Source organism: Paenibacillus sp. H1-7 (assembly GCF_022354825.1).
Lineage (GTDB): Bacteria > Bacillota > Bacilli > Paenibacillales > NBRC-103111 > Paenibacillus_S.
This window is the reverse complement of sequence record NZ_CP031168.1, coordinates 5985171-6010501: the sequence shown is the minus strand read 5'-3', so window position 1 is coordinate 6010501 and position 25331 is coordinate 5985171. Positions and strand designations below refer to the sequence as shown.

The window sequence follows — 25331 nt, the reverse complement described above, 5'->3', positions numbered from 1 at the left end:
GCATTCCGCAAAAAAAATTGAATCGAACTTAAGGAGGCTACCTATTATGCTGCAACGTCAAGTAGGTCGTTTGGGACATCTAAGCTCAGTCGTCATGTTCGGTGCCGCAAGTCTCGGCTCCGTTAGCCAGGAGGAGGCCGACGCTTCGATTTCGTACGCCTTACAGCATGGCGTGAATCATTTCGATACGGCGGCAAGCTACGGCGAGGCGGAAGTCAGAATGGGTCCGTGGATGCCGCGAATCCGCAATGACATTTTTTTGGCGACCAAAACCGGCGAACGGTCGAGGGAGCAGGCCAAAGCGCAAATTCACCGCTCGCTGGAACGGCTCCAGACCGATAGTGTCGATCTAATCCAGCTGCATGCCGTCGGAACGATCGAGGAGCTGGATAAATGCACGGCGAAGGGAGGCGCGCTCGAAGCGCTGCTGGAGGCGAAGGAGGAAGGTATTGTCAAAGCGATCGGCATAACCGGTCACGGCCATCTTGCCCCGGTAACCCATTTGGAGGCGCTGCGGCGGTTTCCGTTTGACACGGTGCTGCTGCCGCTCAATTATTATTTGTACTCGCTGCCTGAGTACCGTCAGCCGTTTGACGAGCTTGTGGAAGAGGCGGGGCGGCATCAAACGGCAGTAAGAGTTATCAAGGCGATTGCCAAAGGTCCGTGGGGCGAGCAGCAGCATCGCTCGTACGCAACCTGGTATGAGCCGTTTGACAGTCAGGACATTATTGACGCCTGTGTTCATTTCGTCTTGTCGTTCCCGGGTATTTCCGGATTCGCCAGCGCCGGGGATATCCATTTGTTCCCTCGCATTGTCGATGCGGTAGAACGGTTCGGGGGAATGAGCGATGAGGAAGCGACGCGGATACTGAGTGCGATTAGCGGATACAGCTCGCCCTTCGGTTCGCCGACTTCCATCGCGTAAATCTTGGTCCGCTCCAGCCATCGGACGATCAACGACGCATGCGATTGCAAGCTGCGCTGACGATCTTATAAAAAAAGCCTCCTTTCCGCCTGATAACGGGCGATGGGGGCTTTTTTGCTATTTCCTTTCCATAAATCGAAGCCAAAGCGAAGCACTTTTAGGAATGGCTAATTAGCATGACTTATTGATCCGGATCGACGTCGGCATAGCTTGTGCCGAACTTGATTTGATCGAACATGGCCTTATGGTGCTTCATCTGTCTATCGCGGTACAGCCCGAAGAAGATATCGAACTTCGGATTGGAGCGGTAATACGCGTCCTTATAGTAATAATCGACCGTGGAATCATAGCCGACATCCCCGTCCCAGTCTTTGACGAGCGTGCCGTTCACCCAAATTTTGATCTTGCCGGTTTCTGTGTCTGACGTTGTGCTCATGCGGGTGTAGACGACGAAGGTGAGCCACTCGCCTTTGGTCATGGTCCCGGTATACAGTACCTTAGCTGCGGTCGGTCCTCTGCCCGTTGTATCGTTGCGATAGACGAACTCATAGTCGGTTGAATTCGGCTTCACTCTCAGTTCGAGAGGCGGCGAGAACGGGCTGCCTTGCCACCATTGGAACAACTGCACCGGCTTTTCGGGCAAATCGAAATTGCTCTCCAGCTTGACAGCAAATCCCGTATATTTGTCTTGCAAAAATCCAAGCGCGTCCGCCTCGTTCCCGGCAATGACCCGGTAATTGCTCTTGTCCATCGACTGGCCGTCAGGTGCCGTACCCGAGGTCGGATTCATCTCGAACCCGATCGCATGCGTTCCTCTATAGTACTGGCTCGGGCTAATCCACGGAGTGACGAATTCGCCTTTTTTGATATGCACGTAATTTTTCCCGTTGTCCGTCAATGTCAAGGTGGTGCTGTTGATGCTTGCGCTTTCGGCGTCGATGTAGCGGTTGGGTGCTGCCGACGCAACTGAATTGCAAGCGCTTACTAATCCGATTAAAGTCATGATGCTTAATGATTTTTTGGCTTGTTTAAGCATGGCTGGATCCTCCCGTTCCCGGAACCTGATATGATAACGATTTGATTATACCGTTGAAGCGTTTCCATCACTATGTCTCTTTTGCTGACTATTGTCACTGGATTGCTTACTTACATTAGAGCTGCCTAACTCGCGTCAGTCAGTTGTTACTGATCTGTTAGTGAAGGGGCATTATCAAAAACGGCTCAAATGAGGTAAAATAGAAAGGGTACATAACTTTACTTATACTTTACCAATGCAATACAACAGCGTTTCAAGGAAGACAAAACGGAGGGAACTCAGCTGGAAACTTACGCTTGTCTATACATCATACGTGGAGAGCCTCATCGCGCAGGCACCTGTATTAATTTAGGCCCTAATGAGTGGGTTGTCGGGCGTTTTTCCAACGACGATACCCCGGACCTCGCATTTACCAATGCTTTTATTTCCCGCAAGCATCTGATGATTCGCAAAGAAGGGGAGAAAGCCATTTTATACGACATGGGCAGCAGGCATGGAACGGAGATTAACGGAGTGCTTATTGAGCCTCATAAGCCGTATCCGCTGCAAGCCTTCGATATTATTAAGCTGGCGAAGGGCATGGTCGTCATCCATTTTTCCTACCTATTCGCCGACCAGACGCTCGAGTTCGAGCCGATCAGTTTAACCCAGCAATTCAACTTCCAGGATTTGGGGTTCTCGATCAATTGGGAAAAAAGAGAATGCACGGTGGATGGACAGCGGATCGCGATGTCGGAAAAAGAGTACGGTCTGATTAAGCTGCTCCATGATCATGCGAATCAGCTGGTTCCTTTTGAAGAGATCAAAAAGACGGTATGGCCGGAAAGGACGTCCGATTCCGATGGTATTCCGGATGTCAGCATGGATGAATTAAACGCATTAATCTACCGAATCCGTAAAAAGTACGGAAAAGACACATTCACCATAAGCGCCGTTCGCGGCAGCGGGTATGTACTGGAGAAGGATTGAACGGAGCGGCTGCCGCTTGCTTTGCAAAGGACCAAGAATCGCATCCCATATATGAAAGTAGGAACGACGGTGAAGGTTATCCAGGTACAAACGTCCGGTCCCCTTAACGGATCGGTGTCCATTCAAGGCTCCAAAAACAGCTCCCAGGCGCTGTTAGCCGCTTGCTGCCTTGCGGATGCAGCGGTGACAATGGAAGGGATTCCCAACAACAACGATTTCCGACTTATTCGCCAAATCGGCAAAGATATCGGCTTAACCATAGATCGCGAGCCTTCGGGCAGCATGAGGATCGACCCCCGGTTTATTCATAGCGCCACCATCGATCCGGGCAAATCTTCAGCCTACCGGTCCTCCTATTATTTCGTAGGGGCATTGCTGGCCAAATTCGGCAAGGTTACCGTAGGGTTTCCCGGGGGCGACGATTTCGTATCCAGACCCATCGATCAGCATATTAAAGGGCTGCGGACGATGGGAGCGGAGTTTACGTTCCACAACGATCATTATGTAGTCGAGGCGAAGGAGCTTCGCGGGGCGGACGTTTATTTCGATACGATCACATCCGGCGCCACGATCAATCTCATGCTGGCCGCCGTGCGGGCCAAAGGAAGAACGAGGCTGATGAACGCTGCTATGGACCCGGAGGTTGTGGATACGGCTAACTTCCTCAACCAGCTCGGAGCCAAAATTGTCGGTGCGGGAACCGATCAAATCCGCATCGACGGTGTGCCGTATCTGGGAGGCGGCTTGTATACGGTCATTCCCGATCGGCTGATCGCCGGCTCCTTTCTAATGGCGGCCGGGATGAATGGTGGCAGCGTCACCGTGACGAATGTCATTCCTGAGCATATGGGCTCCTGCCTATCTAAATTAAGAGAAATTGGATTAGACATTGAAATAGGCGATCAAAGCGTTACTGCTGCTTCCTTCGGGCGTTTGCGTGCGACAAGGGTGAGAACCGGCATGTATCCGGGCTTCGCTACGGATTTGCAGCAGCCGCTCACCGCGCTCCTGACGCAAGCCCACGGCAAAAGTATCGTTACGGAGCGCGTCTTTCCGCAAAGATTCAATCATATTGCACAGCTGAAACGGTTGGGTGCGGAGGTGTCGCTGCGCAAGGAAAGCGCCTTTATTAAAGGCGGTTCGCCGCTCACCGGCAGTTGGGTGCACGCTACCGATGTACGGGCGGGCACTTGTCTTCTGCTCGCCGGTTTGGCGGCGGAAGGGACGACAACGATTACCGGTGTAGAGCATATTGAGCGGGGGTACGAAGACCCGATTGGCTTATTCCGCTCTCTCGGAGCGCGCATCTCGTACGCGGAGCTGTCCGACAGCTCGCAAGAGCTGGATACGTTTCACCAAATGCGGCAATCATGATGCTTGGTTGAGGGAGGATACGTTTGCATATGGAATCAACCTTGTTATTGGCTGAAGAAGTTGCGGTTCAGGCGGCGAAAGCGGCGGGGGCCGTGGCGCGAAATCTGTTTCAGCAAGGCATTGCGGTGAAGGAGAAGGATGAAAGCGGGGATTTGCTGACGGAGGCCGATTTGTTGGCAGAACAGATCATCCTGCACAGCATTCGCGCGATATTCCCGGAGCACCAGATCCGCAGCGAGGAGTCGGGATGGTCCGGAGTAGAGGGAGACTGGCTGTGGCTTGTCGATCCGCTGGACGGTACGAACAATTTTGCGATAGGGCTGCCGGTATTCGGCGTATCGATTACGCTGATTTATCGATCCGAGCCGGTATTGGGCGTCATCTACGATACGATGCAGGACAAGCTGTATGTGGCGAACCGCTCCAGAGGGGCGACATGCAACGACACGTTGCTTGCGATCCCGCCGAAACCGGTGCCTTCACGGCTCACTATCGGCTGGATTCAAGGGCATAAGGTCCAGCACGATATGCGTGCCTCCGGCTTGCGCCACCATTTGGAAAGCAGCAGCAAGCGGCTGCTGCGGCTGTGGGCTCCTACCATGCAATGGGCGATGCTGGCCCAAGGGCAGATTGACGGCATTGTGCTGTACAATTCTGAAGGGGACGACCTGTATTCCGGCGTGCTGCTCGTCCGCGAGGCGGGAGGACTGGTGATGGACTTCGAGGGCCGTCCTTTTGAAGGCATGAACCCGGAGCCGTATATCGTCGCTTGCCCGCCTGACCGCAAGGAAGCGATGCTGAAGCTGGTGCAGGAAGGGCTGGCAGTGGAAACACCGCTATAATCCATCTCATTGGCTGCGCATAGGATGCTCAGCTCAACCTAACACAACGGTAAGCGCTCAGGAGCGCTTGCCGTCTTTTTTTCACCATATAGGAAAAGTCCCTGAAGGTACGGTATCGCTGTGTCACCAGTCATCACTTCTTGGAAGGTGAAGTCTGCTTCCGATAATGGGTCGGAGGATTCCCAAAGTAGAGGCTGAAGGAGCGGGAGAAGGAAGCCGTGTCCGAATAGCTCAAGCTCAGGGCGATTTCCGTCACGGTAAGCGGCGTTTCCTTCAGCAGCTGCATCGCTTTATTCATCTTGAGCTTCAGCAAATATTTCAGCGGCGTTATGCCCAGATGCTCGGTGAATACTTTGGAAAAATACGTCCGATGAATCCCTACGAGCTTGGCAATATGGTTGACATCGATATTTTCGGAATAATGGGTGTTCATGTAGTCAAGACTCTTGCGGATCCATTCCTTCTGCGTGTCCCGCTGCGGCGCGTGATTGTCTTTGCGCGGGTCCAGCTGATCGAACAGCTGATACAGCAGACTGAGGAACTTCAGCCGGGGCTTGCCGGTGCGGAGCGCTCCAGCCGACCAAAAATGCTGCAGCGTCAATTCCACTTCCGTCGACAGAACGCTAGTAGCATAAGGGACGCCGGGATGAATGCCGACTAGGGACAGCAGCCCTGCCGCCTGCGAGCCTGCGAAGCCGACCCAGGTCATTTCCAGCGGGACGGCGAAATCGGCGGGACGGTAATGATAGGAAAGATGGGGGAAGAGGCAGAACACATCGCCTTTCTCCAGCCGGATCGTCTGATCGTCGTATTGAAACAGGACGGAGCCCGCCCTTATAAAATGCATGCTGTAATGTCCGAGCGTTCTAGGGCCTGCATTGTAATTCGGCTTGGCGATATTGCGTCCCGTCCGCATCAGCCAGAGTCCCAGCGACAGATCGGTCTCGTCGGGGGTAAAGTATAAATTTTCGGCAAACTCCTGTGTATATTCCTGCATGGGCTCGTTGCTCCGTTTTTTAAGAGATTCATACTTCCGGTATAAGCTTAGTATATAAGCAACCTTACAAAATGCAAAGCGGATCGGACATATTGTCATTGTCCATGCCCGGGTATAGCGCTATAGTGGTGCTAGACAACATACCCTATGCAAAAAAGGAAGGGACCCTTACACGATGAAGCCTACCAACGTTTTATTCATTCTTTCCGACGATCAGGGAGCCTGGGCGATGGGCTGCGCAGGCAACAGCGAAATCCGAACACCCCATATAGACCGGCTGGCTGCGACCGGCATCCGTTTCGATAACTTTTTTTGTACGTCCCCCGTTTGTTCTCCCGCCAGAGCCTCGCTTCTGACGGGACGCATCCCGTCGCAGCACGGCGTGCACGACTGGATTCGCGAAGGCAACATGGGCAGCGACGCCATTGCCTATTTGGCGGGGCAAACCGCCTATACCGAAGTTTTGGCCGCCAACGGCTACACCTGCGGGCTTAGCGGCAAATGGCATCTCGGTGACAGCATGACGCCGCAGATGGGCTTTACCCATTGGTATGTCCATCAATCGGGAGGAAGCCCGTACTACAATGCACCGATGATTCGCGACGGGCAGCCTGTGCAGGAACCGGGCTATTTGACGGAAGTGATAACGGACGATGCGCTGCAATTTTTGGACCGGCAGACCGGTGAACAGCCGTTTTATTTAAGCGTTCATTATACTGCACCGCACAGCCCGTGGATCGGGAACCATCCTGAGGAGATCGTAGCGCTGTATGACGATTGCGCTTTCGAGTCCTGCCCGCAGGAACAACCGCACCCATGGACGATTCCCGATGCGCCGTGGGGCAGCGATTGGCGGGAAAATTTGAAGGGCTACTATGCCGCCGTGACGGCGATGGATATGCAAATCGGCCGATTGATCGACAAGCTGGAGCAAAAAGGGATGCGCGAGAATACGCTGATCGTATTCATGGGCGATAACGGCTTCAACTGCGGCCATCACGGCTTCTGGGGCAAAGGCAACGGCACGTTCCCGCAAAATATGTACGATACGTCGGTGAAGGTTCCCGCTATTTTCAGCCAGCCGGGCACGATTCCCGCAGGAGAGGTTTGCCCCGCTATGGTAAGCGGGTACGATTTCATGCCGACGCTGCTTGACTATCTCGGGGTCGGCTGTGAACCTGCCATCGATCTGCCTGGCAGCAGCTTTGCTCCCTTACTTCGCGGGGAGCCGTTTGAGGGACGAGAGCATGTCTTCGTCTTCGACGAATACGGTCCCGTCCGCATGATACGCAGCAAGCACTGGAAATACATCCACCGGTACCCTTACGGCCCGCATGAGCTGTATGATTTGGTGAACGATCCGGAGGAACGGCACAATCTGCTCGAAAGCGAAGAAGGCGTTACTGCGGAGCGCCGCGCGCAACTGAAAGCGGAGCTCGACGCCTGGTTCGTCCGCTATGTCAATCCCGAGCTGGACGGTGTACGCGAGCCGGTACAAGGGGGAGGCCAGCTAACGCTGGCAGGTACCCGCGGGAAAGGGAAGCAAGCCTATATGTAATAAGGTTCTAATGCCGCGCGGAGCGTAAGTAGGCTGGACCTTCGGAACAAGCCTCCAGAAGACTCGGTTAAGAGTTATGGAGGCTTGTTTTCATGCAAGCCTTTCTTTATTCCATTAGGCACAATGTAATTGTCTTTTGCTGTATACCTTACAAAATGCAAAATAAAAGATGACAATTCGTCATTGTAGAATACGGATCATACCCGATATAGTGGTAGTAGGAACTACAAACTATCAAAAAGGAAACGAGGAGGCAGCATGAGCAGTACGAACAATCGCCCCAACATCCTGTTAATAACGAGCGATCAGCAGCATTGGAATACAATCGGAGCCTTCAACCCGGAATTGCAAACTCCGAACCTCAACCGAATGGTAAATGAGGGGACCATGTTCAGCAGAGCCTACTGCCCGAATCCTACCTGCACGCCGACCCGGGCGTCCATCGTGACCGGCATGTACCCGAGCCAGCACGGCGCCTGGACATTGGGAACGAAGCTGCTGGAGGATCGCCAGACGGTAGGCGCCCTGCTGATGGATGCCGGATACCGGACGGCGCTGATCGGCAAAGCCCATTTTCAGCCGATCGGTTCGACGGAGCAGTATTCGTCGCTGGAGGGCAGGGAGAAGCTGCACGATTTTGACTTCTGGAGGCAGTTTACGGGACCGTACTATGGGTTTGAGCGGGCGGAGATGGTCCGCAACCATACGAACGAGTGGCTTGTCGGCCAGCACTACGCATTGTGGATGGAGGAGCGGGGCTGTGCGAACTGGCGCGATTATTTCACGCCTCCGATAGGCACGATGGATCCGGAAGCGATGTTTCATTGGCCGATTCCGGAAGAGTACCACTACAATACGTGGATTGCCGAGAGGACGAACGAGCTGCTCGGCGAGTACAAGGACAAGGACGACGCCTTCTTCCTGTGGGCGAGCTTTCCCGATCCGCACCCGCCTTATCTCGTTCCCGAGCCGTGGGCGAGCATGTATGATCCGGAGCAGTTGACGATCCCGCGCATGACGCCGGGTGAGCACGAGTACAATCCGCCGCACTTCGGCTTGACGCAGCAGCGCGAGCCTGACTTTTCCGCTTATAAGGAAACGGGCTTCGGTATCCATGGCTACCACTCCCATGTCAAAATGACCAAGGAGCAGCACAAGAAGGCGGTGGCTGTCTATTACGGGATGATCAGCTTCATGGATAAATACATCGGCTCCATATTGGATCGCCTCGATGAGCTTGGATTAAGCGACAACACGATCGTTATTTTTACTACCGATCACGGCCATTTCTTCGGCCATCACGGTCTGCAAGCCAAGGGCGGCTTCCATTACGAGGATTTGATCAAGGTGCCGTTCCTCGTCAAATACCCGGGGCACGTGCCTGCCGGCGAAGTATCCGATGCGATGCAGTCTTTGGTGGATCTCGCACCTACGTTTTTATCGTTTGCCGGCCAACCGGTGTCTCCTGCCATGACGGGAGTGGATCAGTCCGAAGTTTGGACGGGTAAGTCCGCCGAATCGCGAGACCATGTCATCTGTGAATTCCGCCACGAGCCGAGAACCATCCATCAGAAGACGTATGTAGATCGGCGGTATAAATTGACGGTGTATTACAACCAGACGTACGGAGAGCTGTTCGACCTTGAGGAGGACCCCGGGGAAGTAAGAAATCTGTGGCATGACGAGCGGTATCACGAATTGAAAATGGAGCTCATGCTGAAATACATTTGGGCCGAGCTTGGCAAGGAGCCGATGCCGATGCCGAGAGTTTCCCATGCCTGACAACGGATTTCCGGCATAACAGCAAATATCGCATATGCCGCTAAATATAGCATATAGACAAAGAAAGTCCATTTCATTAATCTGACAACAGGCGTCCGGCAGCTGCGCAAGCAAGCTCCGGCGTCCATGGATGTCATAGGAGGGTAAGGTTCTATGTCTCTTGTATTGAAAACCAGAACGTTAAGCTCATTGTCCAAAGTATTTGCCGATGAGGAGCTGCTGCAGCCTTCGTTCACAAGTGCAAGCGCATTCGGCAATGAAACGTATTCTTTTCAGGTGGCGTACCGCTCCTCGATGCTGCTGAAATCGGTACAGGTTCAGGTGCGTTCCGAGCTGAAGGAGATCATTTCGCTTAGAACGGTTGAGCTTGTTCCGTCGGAGATGCCTTGGATGCACGATGCGGATCACCATGTGCTGCGCACGACGCCCGGGCTGTATCCCGATCCGCTATTTCCGTTGGACGGTACGGAAGGGCTGGTCCTGTTTCCGGGTCAGTGGCGATCGCTGTGGGTAACGGTAGCGTTGAACGAGCAAGTGGCGCCGGGGGCGTATGAGATCGCTATCGATTTCCTAAATGCCGATGGTGGAGTGCTCAGCTCCGAACGACTGGAGCTAGAAGTGTTGCCCGCTTTGCTCCCGGATCAAAAGCTGAAGCATACGGAATGGTTTCACGTGGACTGTCTGGCTGTCCATTACGGCGTTGAAGTCTTCTCCAAACGGCATTGGGAGCTCATCGATCAATTCGTCGATACGGCGGCTCGTCACGGAATAAACATGATTCTGACGCCGGTGTTCACTCCGCCGCTTGATACGGCTATCGGTGCCGAGAGGCCGACCGTTCAGCTCGTAGATGTCGAGAAGACGGGATCTTCTTACAAGTTCGGCTTCGATAAGCTGAAGCGCTGGGTCGATTTGTGCACGGAGCGGGGTATTCAATACTTTGAATTCTCTCATCTGTTCACGCAATGGGGGGCTAAGCATGCACCCAAAATTATGGCTTTCGAAAACGGCGAATACCGAAAGCTGTTCGGCTGGGAGACGGATGCCAACAGCGAGGAATACCGCAGCTTCTTGACGCAATTTATTCAGGAGCTCCTCGTGTTTATTAAAGATAACGATCTGACGGAGCGGAGCTACTTCCACAACTCCGATGAGCCTCGAATTCAGGATATGGAGCAGTACCGCAGTATCAGCGAATTTACGAAGAAGCATCTCGGATCGTTCCCGATTATCGATGCCTTGTCGGACTACGCATTTTATGAGCAAGGGCTCGTGCAGCTGCCCATACCGGCGAACAATCATATCGAGCCGTTTATTGAAAACGGTGTCAAGCCGTTATGGACGTATTACTGCGTTTCGCAGCGCAATTTAGTTTCAAACCGTTTTTTCAATATGCCTTCCGCCCGCAACCGGATTATCGGAATGCAGCTGTATAAGTTCGATGCCGAAGGATTTTTGCATTGGGGCTATAATTTCTGGTTTTCGCAATATTCCAAAAGGCCGATCAATCCGTTTCAGATTACGGATGCGGACCATTCGTTCCCGTCGGGAGACGCATTCCTTGTGTATCCGGGTGAGGACGGTCCTATCGAATCGATACGGATGGAAGTATTTTACGAAGCGCTTCAGGATTTGCGGGCGCTTCAGCTGCTCGAGAGCTTTATCGGCCGGGATCAGGTTGTAGCTATGCTCGAAGAGGGCTTGGATCAACCGATTACATTCAGTGAATACCCGCGGTCTATGGAATGGCTGCTGGAAAAAAGAGAGCAAATCAACCGTGCGATTACGCAGCACGTAGCCGCAGTTCAATAAACAGCTTGGAGACGATACCATGAGTGCTACAACGAATACGAATACAAGTACGAGTAAGATGAACAAGCCCAATTTACTGTTTGTGTTCCCGGATCAATGGAGAAAGCAGGCGGTTGGGTTCCGTAATGAGGATGAGGTGATGACGCCTGTCATCGACCGGTTCGCGCAGGAGAGTCTGGTTGTGAACAATGCTATCAGCTGTTTTCCGCTCTGCTCTCCTAACCGCTCCGTCATGCTGACCGGACGGTACCCGCTGTCGACAGGGGTAACGTCGAATTGCAAATTAGGCTTGGACGTAAAAATGAATGACGATGAACGGACGATAGGCAATATCTTAAAGGAAGAAGGATACCAGACCGGCTATATCGGGAAATGGCATCTCGACCTGCCGGAGCAGTGCTCCGACCCGGAACCGGCATCGGGAGCACGGCATTGGGATGCTTACATACCACCGGGGCCGCGCCGTTTCGGTTTCGATTTCTGGTACTCGTACAACGCCTACGACCGTCATATGGCTCCGCATTACTGGCGTGATACGCCGCAGATGATCGAGCCCGGCGAGTGGTCGACGAAGCATGAGACGGACGTAGCGATCGATTTCATCAAAAACCGCAACCAAGAGCAGCCGTTCTGCCTGTATGTGTCCTGGAACCCTCCTCACCAGCCGTTCGAGCAAGTGCCTGACAATTACAAGGAAATGTATGCGGACCGGCAAGTCACCTTCCGTCCCAATGTACAGGGAGAGGGTACGGCTCAGGCGGAGCAGCATCTGCGCAATTATTTTGCCGCGGTGACGGCGACGGACGACCAGTTCGCAAGACTGCTGCAGACGCTGGAGGACGAAGGCTTGGCCGACGATACGATCGTCGTGCTGACGTCCGATCATGGCGACATGATGGGGTCTCATGGCTGGCTCGAGCACAAAAACATATGGTACGAGGAATCGATCGGCGTGCCGTTCCTGCTTCGGTACCCGGGCAAAATTCAGCCGGGAGCGGACAACTGTCTTCTAAACAGCTCGGATCTGGTGCCAACGCTTCTTGGATTAATGGATATCCCGGTTCCGGATCGGGTACAGGGAACGGATTTATCCTCCGTGCTCCTCGGCAAGGGAGACAGCAGGCCGGAATCGGCTTTCATCTGCCACTATCCGGGCGGTTTGGAGGAACATCGGAAAGCAGCGGAGCAGGGCTTAAACGTTAACGCTTTCGGATGGAGAGGGGTCCGGACGGAACGTTACACGTATGTAGCCAAGCGAAGCTTCGGAGACGCAGCCCTGCAGCGGTTGCTGTACGATAATGAGCAGGATCCGTATCAGCAGCATCCGGTTCGGTTCGAAGCGTGTCCTTTAGAAGGACCGGCCGTGCAGCTGGAGCAGCAATTGAAGGGCTGGCTCGAGAAGCTGGAGGATCCTTTTGTACTAGAATAGCGGAGTCAATTAGCCATTAGGAAATAGGAATGTGCTCGGCGCTTAACTTTCCGAAATCATAGCGTATTGCAATGGAGCTGGCGGGTGCTGCTGTCGTTCGTCAGCTTCAGGGTAATAGGTCTGCTGCTATGTTTGAATATATCCAATTAAACATATAGAAAAACTAAATTATTGGGGGTAGTACATATGAATAGAAATAATGTGGCAAAACGGAATGCAGTGTTCGGGATGGGAGCAGCGATGGTTATTTTTGTAACCGCTTGCAACGGGGCGTCGAGCCCGCCTTCTCCCGAAGCTGCACCGAAAAAAGACAGCAAAGAGCCCGTAGAGATTGTCGTCTATAACGCATCGAATTCGACGGCTACGGCGGAAGCTTTTATGGAAAGCGATATGGGCAAAGAAATTAAGGAGAAATTTCCTCATGTAACGATCAAATTCATTGCCACCGGAAAAGGAACGACGCCGAACGAGCTGATCGTCTCCGGACAAGATGTCGATCTGATCGTCAACTCCGTATTCTCTTATCCGCTGCTGGCGGAAACGAATTTGCTGTACGATATGAGCGAGCTGATCAAGAAGCACAATTACGATATTAGCCGTCTCGTTCCGAACGCGATTGAATTTCAAAGGCAGTTCGGCGGGGGTATCTACGGCTTCCCGGTGGCGAGCGCTCCTACCGCACTGTTTTACAATAAAGACATATTCGATAAATTCGGCGTGCCCTATCCGAAGGACGGCATGACGTGGGATGAAACTTACGAGCTGGCCAAAAAGCTGACGCGCGAGGATAGTGGAACCCAATATTACGGGTTTGCGACTCGATATCCGTTTATGTACAACACGAACCAGCTCTCGCTTTCTTACTATAATCCGAAGACGCAGAACGTGCAGATCGCCGACGACAAGTTTAAGCTGTTTATGGAAAATTTCACGAGGTTCGCGCAAATTCCGGGCAATGCGAAGGCGAACACGGATATGTTCGGCAAGGAAAAAACGGTCGCGATGATGGCTTACCAGATCGGCCGCTGGGATTTCGACAGCTGGGACATGGTCACGATGCCGACCTTCAAGGAGGCTCCGGGAATCGGTACGCAGGATTACGCTACCTATATGAACTTATCGAGCACGAGTAAGCATAAAGATCAGGCATTCGAAATATTGGCCGCGCTGACGTCGGACTCCTATCAGATGAAAATTTCGAAGGCGGGGACGCTGCCGATCGTACGAAGCTCGGATGTGATTCAGGCGTTCGGGCAAGCAGCCGATCCGGCCAGCGGTCGGAACTTCAAGGGCAAGAATGTCCAAGCTTTTTTCCCGAAAGAGCGGGCGATGCCTTCCTTCGTAACCAAGTTTGACGATGTCATCGCAAAACGAATGAACACGGCTTTTAATGCCATCGCAGCAGGCGAAAAAGACGCCGTTACCGCATTGCGCGAGGCGCAGGAAGGCGCCGTCAAGGATGTAGCCCCGATGAAAAAGTAATCGAAGGTTGCAAAATGCTGCGTCAGTTTACAGTGTTGGAGTAGACAGCAGTTGAGAGTGCAGACGCACAACAGGACGGAGACCGGGAATGGTAAGGCGCAGGAAGCTTTTAGCCATGGACAGCTGTGTTCGAGTAAGTTGAGCGAAGACTGTCTAGTGCCGTTGCGGCTGCTGCTTGACTCCCGCATAACGTTCAGGCATCATTATGAGACAGGATGTTCGGGGCTGCATCCGTGATGTCGATGAGCGGAGGGGGATTTAATATGAAACGAGTGCTGATGGGCGGCGTTACGTTTTATCGCAAGTTTATTTCACCGTTGAAGCCGCCGACGTGCCGGTTTTATCCCACCTGCTCCCAATATGCGCTCGACGCCTTGGAAATCCACGGTCCGCTCAAGGGCAGCTGGCTGACGGTCAAGAGGGTATGCAAGTGCCATCCGTTTCATCCCGGGGGCATCGATTACGTTCCTCCTGCAGCCGACAAAAGCACCACGGAGCACGGACCAACTTGACAGAGGCTGGTTGAATTCGATATATTTTCTTTAACCTTATAGCATTGCGACCGATGAACGGATGAGTACTTTGCAGCGGATTACACAGAGAGCCGGAGAAGCTGAGAACCGGTTAATCCAAGCGGAGGAATATGGTCCTGGAGGTATACGATGGCGAGCGCTGCAGAGTGAAGTGCAACTGCATGCAGATGAGCCGTCGTCGCTGTTCCGGCGTTAACGGAAAGTCGCTATAGACTGCTGAGCCTTGCTTCGTGCGTGACATGAAGCGGGGGAAGTTGGGTGGTACCGCGTGAGTTCAAGCTCTCGTCCCAAGTTGGACGGGGCTTTTTTGCATTCATTCGATGATGAAGGAGAGAGATGGAAAATGACGAATCAACAAAAATCGTTTTACATTACCACGCCGATTTATTATCCGAGCGACAAGCTGCATATCGGCCATGCTTACACGACGGTGGCGGGGGATGCAATGTCCCGTTACAAACGGCTTCGCGGCTACAACGTGATGTACTTGACCGGTACGGACGAGCACGGGCAAAAAATCGAGCGCAAGGCGCAGGAAAAAGGCGTGACGCCTCAGCAATTCGTCGATAACATCGTTGCGGGCATCAAGGAGCTGTGGAACAAGCTGGACATTTCGTACGACGACTTCATTCGGACGACCGAGCCTCGGCATACGCTGTCCGTGGAGAAAATTTTCGCCCGTCTGATCGAGCAGGACGACATTTATTTGGGCACATACGAGGGCTGGTATTGTACGCCGTGCGAATCGTTTTTCCCCGAAAACAAGCTGGTGGACGGCCACTGTCCGGACTGCGGGCGTCCCGTCGAGCTGATCAAGGAAGAGAGCTATTTCTTCCGGATGAGCAAATATGCGGACCGTTTGCTGAAATATTATGAAGACAATCCAGACTTCATCCAGCCGGAATCGCGCAAAAACGAGATGATCAACAATTTCATCAAGCCGGGTCTAGAAGATTTGGCCGTATCGCGGACTACGTTCGATTGGGGCGTCAAAGTGCCTAACGATCCGAAGCATGTCATTTATGTATGGATCGACGCACTGTCCAACTACATTACGGCGCTCGGTTACGGCAGCGAGAATGATAGCAAATTCCGGACGTATTGGCCGGCGGATGTTCATCTGGTAGGTAAGGAAATTATCCGTTTCCATACGATTTACTGGCCGATTATGCTGATGGCGCTGGATTTGCCGCTTCCTAAGAAGGTATTCGGGCACGGTTGGCTGCTGATGAAGGACGGTAAAATGTCGAAGTCCAAAGGAAACGTTGTAGATCCGGTCACTTTGATCGACCGCTACGGCTTAGACGCGCTCCGTTATTACCTGCTGCGTGAAGTTCCTTTCGGCTCGGACGGCACATTCACCCCGGAAAGCTTCGTGGAGCGGATCAATTTCGACTTGGCGAATGACCTGGGCAACCTGCTCAGCCGTACTGTCGTCATGATTGACAAATATTTCGGCGGTACCATCCCGGAATATATTCAAGGGGCGACGGAATTCGACGCCGCATTGCTTGAGACTGTGGAAACGACGGTTCGTAAGGTAGAGGAAGCGATGGAAAACATGGAGTTCTCCGTTGCGCTCGGCGCGATCTGGCAAATGGTCAGCCGGACGAACAAATATATCGACGAGACGCAGCCGTGGGCGCTGGTCAAAGACGAAGGCAAACGTCCGACGCTCGGCTCCGTGCTGTATAGTCTGGCGGAATCTCTACGCATCGCCTCTGTTATGCTTCAGCCTTTCATGACCCAAACGCCGCACAAAATGTGGCAGCAGCTCGGGATCCAGGAAGGACCGCTCACTGCATGGGATTCGATTCATGTGTTCGGAGCGCTGCCAAGCGGAACGCGCGTAGAGAAGGGCGAAGTGATGTTCCCGCGGCTCGAGGTCGAGAAGGAAGTCGCCTATATTGCGGAAGCTATGGGCGGAACAGCTGCTTCTGCTGAGCCTGAAGCGGAAGCTCCGAAGGCGGTTAAGGCTGAAGCCGGCAAAAAAGGCGCCGAGGGGGCGAAGCAAGAGGAAGCTGTCGAGGGCGTGCAGGAAATTTCCATCGACGACTTCTTCAAGGTCGACCTGCGTGTAGCGGAAGTGCTTGCCGCTGAGCCGGTAAAAGGCGCCGACAAGCTGCTCAAGCTGCAGCTCGATCTTGGTACAGAGCGCCGTCAGGTTGTTTCCGGCATCGCGAAATTTTACACGCCGGAGCAATTGGTTGGCCGCAAAGTGATTTGCGTAACGAACTTGAAGCCGGTGAAGCTGCGCGGCGAAATGTCCCAAGGAATGATCCTCGCGGCATCGCACGGAGATCAATTGACTTTAGCTACAATTTCTGATGCACTTCCTAACGGATCTGTGGTAAAATGAGGATTGTTCACGTTAACAATTCATAATGAAATTTTATGACTCTTTTACCAGGAGGCTTTGATCTATGCAAAACAATGATGGAATGAACTACGCACCGCAGGGCAAACCGAACAAGGTAGTGGAGAAAGGCGAATTTGCTTTTGCCGCGATTGCTCTGGACCACGGCCACATTTACGGTATGTGTAACGGCTTGATCGAAGCAGGTGCGGACTTGGTCGCTGTGTACGATCGGGACCCTGCCAAAGTGGAAGCATTCATTAAAAAGTACCCGCAAGCAAGAGCGGCTTCCTCCGAAGAAGAAATTTTGAACGATCCGACGATCAAGCTGATCGCTGGAGCTGCCGTTCCTTCCGAGCGTTGTGCCTTGGGACTTCGCGCTATGGATCATGGCAAAGATTACTTCACGGACAAGACGCCTTTCACAACGTTGGAGCAGATCGAACAAGCTCGCGCTAAAGTAAAAGAAACCGGCAAGAAATACATGGTTTACTACAGCGAGCGTCTGCATGTAGAGAGCGCTGTATTCGCCGGCCAGTTAATCGAGCAGGGAGCTATCGGCCGTGTCGTTCAGGTTATCGGCTTCGGACCTCACCGTCTGAACGCACCTTCGAGACCGGACTGGTTCTTCAAGCATGAAAATTACGGCGGCATTTTGTGCGACATCGGCAGCCACCAAATCGAGCAGTTCTTGTACTACACCGGAGCCAAAGACGCAACGGTGCTGCACAGTAAAATTGCCAACTACAACAGCAAGGACTATCCGGAGCTTGAAGATTTCGGCGATGCAACGCTCGTTGCCGACAATGGCGCGACGAACTATTTCCGCGTTGACTGGCTGACCCCGGCTGGTCTAGGCACTTGGGGCGACGGACGGACGACGATTCTCGGTACCGAAGGGTACATCGAGATTCGTAAGTACATCGATATCGCCCGCGATCCGAAGGGCGACCATCTGTACCTCGTCAACAAAGAAGGCGAGAAGCATTTCTCGTTGAGAGGCGAAGTAGGCTTTCCGTTCTTCGGCCAGCTGATCCTTGACTGCATCAACCGTACGGAAATTGCGATGACGCAAGAGCATGCCTTCAAGGCGGGCGAGCTTTGCGTGAAAGCGCAATTGCAAGCGGTGCGCGTAGAGTAGTCGTTGTTTTGCATAGAGCACCTGTTCTCCCGACCTTGATGGTCGGGAGGGCGGGTGTTTTTTTGTTGCACGCACTGCAGGCCGAGGGCAGCTGTAACGCGGAAAAACCGCGTTACAGAGCGCAACAGCGGCAGCAAGCGGCGCAAGAGAGAGCTGTAATTCGGAAAAGCCGACTTACAGAGGATCCGCCGCAGGCCGAGGGCAGCTGTAACGCGGAAAAATCGCGTTACAGGCTGCAACAACGGCAGCAGGCGGCGCAAGAATGAGCAGTAAGTCGGAAAAGCCGACTTACAGCAGGCCCGCCGCAGGCCGAGAGCAGCTGTAACGCGGAAAAACCGCGTTACAGAGCGCAACAGCGGCAGCAAGCGGCGCAAGAGGGAGCTGTAAGTCGGAAAAGCCGACTTACAGAGGGTACGCCGCAGGCCGAGAGCAGCTGTAACGCGGAAAAACCGCGTTACAGAGCGCAACAGCGGCAGCAAGCGGCGCAAGAGAGAGCTGTAAGTCGGAAAAGCCGACTTACAGCAGGCCCGCCGCAGGCCGAGAGCAGCTGTAACGCGGAAAAATCGCGTTACAGAGCCAACAGAGGCAGCAAGCGGCGTAAGAATGAGCTGTAAGTCGGAAAAGCCGACTTACAGCTGCTCTCCTACAGCCCTGCCCAATCCGAAGCGATACCTTGAGCCAATCGATAGCATCGAATGCGTTCTTTTTCACTCCCGCCGGAGACGAGCAACCCTTTAGTAAGCAAAGTGTGAAGCAGCTTCCGAGCTTTTTCAGGTGCTACGTCGAGCAATAAGCGGACGTCATTAGGTACCAAGCTGCGATTCGTTCGAATCGCCAATCGAAGTATTTCTTTTTCCTCAGGAGTTAGACCACTGAGTATAGGATTGAACGAAACCCCTCCCAGCCATCTCCCCATAAACTGCTGAAGGAGTTGTTCACACATTCGCGGACGTTCCTTTACATCATCAAATGAAAACCGCAAAATTTTCCATCCGTCGATGACCAAATGGTTTTGCCGAATCCATTGATCGGAAAATTGAGTTCTGCTTATTCTTTGCAGATGCGGACCGAACCCGTCAATCTCAATTTCCCGAATCGAGGATTGGATATAAGCAAAATCCAAATAGCGGAATCCGTCTCGAAAATCATTCACCTCATATTCGGGGTGCAGATGATTGAAATGACCGAAAGCAGGCCACCAAACCTGCTCCAAAAAAAATTTTCCGCATAGCCATGTCCATCTGCGAATCGGCGCAGCCGTTCACCGCGGCGAAGTTGCCTGTGATACTCAATGAAATTCTCATAGGATAACTCGAAGCCCATCCCTATTCCACCCCTTGGAAATAAATAAAGCCGCCATCCATCAGCAAAGGCTGAATGAAATGGCGGCGTGTGCTTCACGACGCAATGGTTTGTTTTTTACAAATTGTAACTTGTCATGTGGATTCGAGTCAAGATAAACAAAATAAGCCTGAATTGTTTGCTGTGGAGAAGGTGCTTTACTATATGATGCAGAACAACCCTAGTAGCACTTATATAGGAAAGAGGGAGTATTCGCATCATGTCATCATTGGAAATCAATATCAACCAGCTAAATTGCAGGGTCGAGTGCTCATTATTCAAATATTGGACAATGCTGGATGAAATCAATAACTTTTCATCTCATTTTGAGAGCGGCAAAATTTATGCCCTTGTAGGAAAGGGTTGGAATGGCGGCTGGGCTTTATCCTATTTTCTGACTGGAAGATCCGAGGAAAATGAACGCTGTTACGATTCGGTGTATGTAAACGGCGAAAAAGCCAATTCCCTTTTATTCCGAAAAATAGCTTGTTACATAGGGGAGGGAGTTTCAGAACACCCTTTTCAATCAATAAAACGTTACCGGAATAAATTCACCAGAAAACTTTTCGGAATAAAAACAGTAGCGGAGCAGATCCAACAAGGAATTTTATTTAGTAATAACAGGTATAGCTATGAAGATGTTGCGGCAATGTTTGAATTAACCGGCGTCTATGAGCATGATGAGAGAAACGGCCGGGTCCATAGACCATTAGCGTATCAGGGCAATGAAATATGGAGAGCCTCCATGGCCATCGGTTTTGCCTATGGAAAGAAAGTATATGCTGCCCCGTTGATGATGCCCAATAAAGATTGGTTGAATTACATTATTGGAGATTATAACAGAAGGTATATTGAACTTCTTAGAAGTCACAACTCTATCATTATTATTCCCGTACATAACGACCAACAAGTGAAAAATTGGGCGGATGAAATCATTTACTTGTAATTCCGCCCCCAGCCTCTAAACCTCGTTAATCGTAAATATTATTAACTATTGACACAAGCCCGGTGCGGACGTATAATCGAAATCGGCTAATAAAAAACTTTACGATTTACATTTCAGGGGGAACGTTTCATGCTGTTTCGCAAAAAAATGCTTGTTGTTCCGATGCTGCTGGCATTGATAGCCGCAGTCGCCCTTTCAGGGTGCGGAAAGTCGCAAGCTACGCTGGTCAACGGGAAAATCAATGTCGTTGCAAGCTTCTATCCTCTATATGATTTTACGAAAAAGATAGGCGGAGACCACGTCAACGTTATCAATCTCGTGCCGACCGGGGTAGAGCCCCACGACTGGTCGCCAAAGAGCCGCGATATGCAGAACTTGTCCAAGTCGCAAATGTTCGTCTACTTGGGCGCCGGGTTCGAAGGCTGGGTTCACGATACGCTCGATAGTCTTCCGAAAGACTCGACAGTAGCTATAGTAGAAGGAAGCAAAGGCGTGGAGCTCATCGCATCCACTGAGGAAGGTCACGACCATGCAAAAGAGAGCAAAGACGCTCATGATCATAATGAAGCGGAGTTTGACCCGCACGTCTGGTTAAGCCCCGTCAACGCGAAGGTGATTGCGCGCAATATTAAAGATCAGCTCGTGAAAACCGACGCTGCGCACCAAGCGGATTATGAAGCCAACTACGCCAAACTGGCGGGCCAGCTGGATCAGCTGCACAACAAATATAAAGAGTCGCTGTCCAAGCTGCCGAAGAAAGAAATCGTCGTTACGCACCAATCGTTCGGCTATTTGACCAAAGAGTATGGGCTGACCCAGAAAGCCATCATGGGCTTGTCGCCGGATTCGGAGCCGACGTCCAAGGATTTGAAGGAGATTAACGATTTTATCCGGAACAACAATGTGAAATATATCTTTTTCGAAGAGCTCGTATCCGACCGCCTGGCGAAAACGTTGGCCAAGGACGCCAAAGTAGAGACCATAGTGCTGAACCCACTGGAAGGCTTAACGGAAGAGCAGACGAAATCCGGTGCCGATTACCTGTCTGTGATGGAGTCGAATTTGAATAATTTAATAAAAGCATTACAATAGAAGTAAGACCTGCGAAAAAAGGAGCTTGCAGCTATGGAACAAGTGAATGCAGGATGTCATCAGAGCATTGTCTCGATTGATGACGTCTTTTTTTTCTACGAAAATAAAAAAGTCATTGAACATCTCAATTTCAATGTGCTTGAGAGGGATTTTGTCGGCCTGATCGGATCGAACGGGGCGGGCAAAACAACGCTGCTGAAAATGATCGTCGGGCTTTTGAAGCCGACCCAAGGGGAAATCCGGCTGTTCGGACAGCCTATCTCCACGTTCCGCGATTGGGATAGAATCGGCTACGTGCCGCAAAAGAACGCGTTCAACCCGCTGTTTCCGGCGACGGTTCGCGAGGTTGTGCTGTCGGGACTGTACGGGAAAAAGAGCATGTTCCGCCGGCTGACGAAGGCCGACCAGCAAAAATGCGAGGACGCGCTGTACGTCATGCGCATCGAGGATTTGGCCGACCGCCGGATAGGCCAGCTGTCGGGCGGACAGCAGCAGCGCGTATTTTTGGCGCGGGCGCTAATTAACAACCCGGAGCTGCTCATATTGGACGAGCCAACGGTAGGGATCGACGCCGAGACGCAGGCCGGCTTTTTCCGGATGATCCGGCATATGCACCAGCATCACCACATTACATTTATAATGGTATCCCACGATATGGATATGGTACAATCATATATCGGGACGGAGCCGGTTCAGAAGAGCGGGACGCTCTCCTTTTACGTGAAGCATACGCATGAACCGGAAAATTGCAAGGAAACGAACTTAACCCATACGATGCAGCAGCTGCGGGAGCAGATAGAGGTACTATCCTAATTCAAAAAAACGCAGCGTATCATTCAGGAAATAGGATCGGGAAACAGGATCAGCTTGCAGGAAAGCTGCGGAGCTGAAGCTAGGAGAGAATCAGGTGGATATTTTTTCGGAGTATTTTTTTCAAAGAGCGCTGCTGGGAGGCTTGCTGATCGGTCTAGCCGCTCCCATGATGGGGGTATTTCTTGTGCTGCGCAGACTATCGATGATCGGCGATACATTAGCCCACGTGTCGATAGCCGGTATCGCCCTCGGATTTTTGATCAACGTATATCCTATAGGCGTCGGCCTTTTATTCGCGATATTGGCTTCGTTTGCGATAGAACGCCTGCGAAAAGCATATAAGACCTACGCCGAGCTGTCGATAGCCATCATTATGTCTGGCGGGGTGGCCTTGGCGACGCTGCTGTTTACGCTGGGCAAAGGCTTCAATATTAATGTGATGAGCTATTTTTTCGGAAGCATCTATACACTTGATACAACGGACGTATGGGTCGTTCTGGGAGTCACGGTCCTTGTGGTCGGCGTCATTTTGTTTAATTACAAAGAGCTGTTTCTGATGTTTTTCGATGAGGATGCGGCCGGTGTGAGCGGGCTGCCGTTACGTTTCTACAATATCATGATTACAATGCTTACGGCGCTCGTCATCAGCGTGGCGATCAAAATCGTAGGGGCGCTGCTAGTATCCTCCCTGTTAACCATTCCGGTCGCTTGCAGTCTGCTAGTTGCCAAGAGCTTCCGGAACTCGTTGTTCTGGGCGGTATTGTTCTCCGAAATCGCGGTTCTGGGAGGACTGATCGCCGCTGGAGTATGGAGCTTGGCGCCGGGAGCTACGATTGTGCTGGTGCTGATCGGCTTGCTGATTATCAGCATGTTTGTTAAACGGGGATTCCGTTTGTAAGTGTAAGAGAATTTCGCAAGAAGGGGGCATCTCGTAGACATGGAAGTGAACTTATGGATAGCGCTATGGGCCGGGTTTGCATCGTTTATTTCACCTTGCTGCCTGCCGCTCTATCCCTCATATTTATCGTACATAACCGGGATATCCGTCAGTCAGTTGAAGGAAGGCGCCAATACCGGAGTGCGCGCCAAGACGGTATCTCACACGCTTTGTTTCATTATCGGCTTTTCGATTATTTTTTACAGCCTGGGCTGGGGCGCCGGACTCGTTTCGAATCTTTTCATTGATTATAAAGATTTGCTGCGTCAGATTGCCGCTATTCTCATTTTTGCCATGGGCCTGTTCTTACTGGGGATATTCCAGCCGCAATGGCTTTTGAAGGAACGCAAGGTGCAGTGGAAGTTTAAGCCTGCGGGCTATTTGGGCTCTATCCTGGTAGGAATGGGGTTTGCAGCGGGCTGGAGTCCGTGTATCGGACCGATTCTATCGGCGATTCTCGCATTGGCTGCTACGAATCCGGATTCATGGTTCCCGCTGATCAGCATGTATTCGCTCGGCTTCGCGATTCCGTTTTTCGTTCTGGCGTTTTTCATCGGAACCACGAAGTGGATTTTGCGCTATTCCTCTAAAATTATGAAAATAGGCGGGGGCTTGATGATCGTCATGGCTATCCTGCTGTATACGGATCAAATGACCCGCATCACCATTTGGCTGAACTCGATTACCCCCGACTACTTGAAGTTTTAAGTGAAATAATCGATCTTAGCATTTGGGAACTTATCGAAAATTTGCTCGGTTATGAACTCGCGCAGCGCCGTTGCCTGTTCATCGGGATAGACGTACTTGCCTTGACCCCAGCGGCCCCATTTATACTTGCGCTTCGTTTCGTCGAGCTCAAGCTTCGTTTTGGGATAACGCTGCTGGATCACGTTCTTGGCGGTCTTAGTAAAACGGTGCTGAATCAATTCGAACGTTAAATCAGAGGTGGCTTCTTCGGGAAGCGCCTCTTTTAATTTTTCCAGCAGCACGCGGTATCCATCCTCCCAGCCTTCATGCCAGATGATGGGGGCGATGATGAAGCCTAACGGATAGCCGGCTTTCGCCACTTTGCCAGCGGCCGTGATTCGTTCGTAGAAGCTGGAGGTGGCAGGCTCGAAATTTTTGATGACATAATCGGCATTCACGCTAAAACGAAATCGGGTATGTTTATTATGTTTAGCGTCCAACAGTGGTTCCACATGGTGAAACTTCGTTACAAAACGCAACCGGCCGAGCGGTTCCTTGCCCATAAATTCAATCAGCTCTTTGAGTGAGCCGCTTATATGCTCCAAGCCTACGGGATCGGAGGTACACGCCGCTTCGAACCGGGTAATTTCCGGCGCGCGTTCTTCGATGTATTGTTTGGCCGCTTGTAAAATATCGTCCGTATTCACATAGATGCGAATGTACGGCTTGGCGCCGAGCGTAGTCTGCAAATAGCAGTAGTGACAGTGCGCCATACAGCCTGTTGCGATAGGTATGGCATATTCGGCGGATGGCTTGGACGTATCGAACTTCAATGTTTTGCGGATACCTACGACAAGCGTTCGTTTGGCGATGCGGTACTTCTCCAGGTCGCTTTCCCCGGGCAGGTTGGTGATGCGGTTATGCGACGTCGTCATATGAATCGGAAGCCCTTGCTGCTTGGCCCATTCCAGAATTCGTTGGCCTTTCGGATAATTCAGAGCGTCCGGCTCGAAATAAACAAGCTCGGGAACGAACACATCCGTCTGGCGAACCGGCGGAGATAACATTTCAACCGACATGGTGTCTAGCACTCCTTCAGATGGATTAGCACATTTTGGTGACTTGACTTGCTTCCTGCAGGCGGCATGTGTTATAGTAAAAGGCGCTTATTATGACCATAGTTTGATCCTGTTCGCTTCAGCTCACTCATGGGAATTGCAATGAAGCTTGCAAGACGGGGCTTTTTTACGAGAAGCGATACATCAGCAGGACCACGCAA

21 protein-coding genes are annotated in these 25331 nt (G+C 52.0%); 17 read left to right on the top strand and 4 right to left on the bottom strand.

What is annotated here, in order from left to right; all coding sequences use genetic code 11:
* Positions 1-46: 46 nt before the first annotated feature.
* The gene (locus DVH26_RS26540; protein ID WP_239627251.1) at positions 47-925 is read left to right on the top strand and encodes an aldo/keto reductase; all 879 of its coding nucleotides are present in this window, start codon (positions 47-49) and stop codon (positions 923-925) included.
* Between the two features lie 181 nt (positions 926-1106).
* Here DVH26_RS26540 and DVH26_RS26535 read toward each other — a convergent pair whose 3' ends face one another.
* The gene (locus DVH26_RS26535) at positions 1107-1961 is read right to left on the bottom strand and encodes a heparin lyase I family protein (protein ID WP_239627248.1); all 855 of its coding nucleotides are present in this window, start codon (positions 1959-1961) and stop codon (positions 1107-1109) included.
* 240 nt (positions 1962-2201) lie between these two features.
* On the opposite strand from DVH26_RS26535, the gene DVH26_RS26530 reads away from it, so the two are divergent.
* The 3 genes from DVH26_RS26530 to DVH26_RS26520 are packed head-to-tail and all read left to right on the top strand — an operon-like array spanning position 2202 to position 5146.
* Entirely contained in the window at positions 2202-2930 is a 729-nt protein-coding gene (locus DVH26_RS26530) for an FHA domain-containing protein (protein ID WP_345774079.1), read from the top strand.
* 51 nt (positions 2931-2981) lie between these two features.
* Positions 2982-4304, top strand: a complete 1323-nt coding sequence (murA, locus tag DVH26_RS26525) for a UDP-N-acetylglucosamine 1-carboxyvinyltransferase (protein ID WP_239627245.1) — start codon at positions 2982-2984, stop codon at positions 4302-4304.
* A 29-nt stretch (positions 4305-4333) separates the two neighbouring features.
* Positions 4334-5146, top strand: a complete 813-nt coding sequence (locus DVH26_RS26520; RefSeq protein ID WP_239627243.1) for an inositol monophosphatase family protein — start codon at positions 4334-4336, stop codon at positions 5144-5146.
* 133 nt (positions 5147-5279) lie between these two features.
* On the opposite strand, the gene DVH26_RS26515 is transcribed toward DVH26_RS26520, so the two are convergent.
* Positions 5280-6143 carry a helix-turn-helix domain-containing protein gene (locus DVH26_RS26515; RefSeq protein WP_239627240.1) on the bottom strand — a complete coding sequence of 288 codons (864 nt, stop codon included), beginning with the start codon at positions 6141-6143 and terminating at the stop codon, positions 5280-5282.
* Between the two features lie 175 nt (positions 6144-6318).
* Between DVH26_RS26515 and DVH26_RS26510 the strand changes: the two genes are divergently transcribed.
* From DVH26_RS26510 to DVH26_RS26475, 8 genes are all read left to right on the top strand, one after another.
* On the top strand, positions 6319-7701 hold the full coding sequence (locus tag DVH26_RS26510; protein ID WP_239627237.1) for a sulfatase family protein: 1383 nt from the start codon (positions 6319-6321) through the stop codon (positions 7699-7701).
* 258 nt (positions 7702-7959) lie between these two features.
* Positions 7960-9483 carry a sulfatase family protein gene (locus DVH26_RS26505; protein ID WP_239627235.1) on the top strand — a complete coding sequence of 508 codons (1524 nt, stop codon included), beginning with the start codon at positions 7960-7962 and terminating at the stop codon, positions 9481-9483.
* Between the two features lie 153 nt (positions 9484-9636).
* Positions 9637-11295, top strand: coding sequence for a glycoside hydrolase domain-containing protein (locus DVH26_RS26500; protein WP_239627232.1), 1659 nt, complete (start codon positions 9637-9639; stop codon positions 11293-11295).
* Between the two features lie 19 nt (positions 11296-11314).
* Positions 11315-12724 carry a sulfatase family protein gene (locus DVH26_RS26495; RefSeq protein WP_239627230.1) on the top strand — a complete coding sequence of 470 codons (1410 nt, stop codon included), beginning with the start codon at positions 11315-11317 and terminating at the stop codon, positions 12722-12724.
* Positions 12725-12910: 186 nt separating this feature from the next.
* A complete protein-coding gene (locus tag DVH26_RS26490; RefSeq protein ID WP_239627228.1) occupies positions 12911-14206 on the top strand; it encodes an ABC transporter substrate-binding protein in 1296 nt (431 codons plus the stop codon).
* Positions 14207-14469: 263 nt separating this feature from the next.
* Positions 14470-14718, top strand: coding sequence for a membrane protein insertion efficiency factor YidD (yidD, locus tag DVH26_RS26485; protein WP_239627225.1), 249 nt, complete (start codon positions 14470-14472; stop codon positions 14716-14718).
* A gap of 364 nt (positions 14719-15082) precedes the next feature.
* The gene (metG, locus tag DVH26_RS26480; RefSeq protein WP_239627223.1) at positions 15083-17098 is read left to right on the top strand and encodes a methionine--tRNA ligase; all 2016 of its coding nucleotides are present in this window, start codon (positions 15083-15085) and stop codon (positions 17096-17098) included.
* A 64-nt stretch (positions 17099-17162) separates the two neighbouring features.
* Complete coding sequence (locus DVH26_RS26475) at positions 17163-18236, top strand: Gfo/Idh/MocA family protein (RefSeq protein ID WP_239627221.1); 1074 nt, start codon at positions 17163-17165, stop codon at positions 18234-18236.
* 643 nt (positions 18237-18879) lie between these two features.
* Here the strand turns inward: DVH26_RS26475 and DVH26_RS26470 are convergent.
* Positions 18880-19449 (bottom strand): DNA-binding response regulator, encoded by a 570-nt coding sequence (locus DVH26_RS26470; protein ID WP_239627218.1) that lies wholly within the window; start codon positions 19447-19449, stop codon positions 18880-18882.
* A 348-nt stretch (positions 19450-19797) separates the two neighbouring features.
* Between DVH26_RS26470 and DVH26_RS26465 the strand changes: the two genes are divergently transcribed.
* The 5 genes from DVH26_RS26465 (at position 19798) to DVH26_RS26445 (ending at position 24073) form a co-directional block, all read left to right on the top strand.
* A complete protein-coding gene (locus tag DVH26_RS26465) occupies positions 19798-20523 on the top strand; it encodes a P-loop NTPase family protein (RefSeq protein WP_239627215.1) in 726 nt (241 codons plus the stop codon).
* A gap of 129 nt (positions 20524-20652) precedes the next feature.
* Positions 20653-21615 (top strand): metal ABC transporter substrate-binding protein, encoded by a 963-nt coding sequence (locus DVH26_RS26460; protein WP_239627213.1) that lies wholly within the window; start codon positions 20653-20655, stop codon positions 21613-21615.
* Between the two features lie 33 nt (positions 21616-21648).
* Entirely contained in the window at positions 21649-22428 is a 780-nt protein-coding gene (locus DVH26_RS26455; RefSeq protein WP_239627210.1) for a metal ABC transporter ATP-binding protein, read from the top strand.
* A 94-nt stretch (positions 22429-22522) separates the two neighbouring features.
* Complete coding sequence (locus DVH26_RS26450; protein ID WP_239627208.1) at positions 22523-23326, top strand: metal ABC transporter permease; 804 nt, start codon at positions 22523-22525, stop codon at positions 23324-23326.
* A 39-nt stretch (positions 23327-23365) separates the two neighbouring features.
* On the top strand, positions 23366-24073 hold the full coding sequence (locus DVH26_RS26445; protein ID WP_239627206.1) for a cytochrome c biogenesis CcdA family protein: 708 nt from the start codon (positions 23366-23368) through the stop codon (positions 24071-24073).
* On the opposite strand, the gene splB is transcribed toward DVH26_RS26445, so the two are convergent.
* Positions 24070-25131, bottom strand: coding sequence for a spore photoproduct lyase (gene splB / locus DVH26_RS26440; RefSeq protein ID WP_239627204.1), 1062 nt, complete (start codon positions 25129-25131; stop codon positions 24070-24072). The two genes, DVH26_RS26445 and splB, sit on opposite strands and share 4 nt — an antisense overlap.
* Positions 25132-25331: the final 200 nt, after the last annotated feature.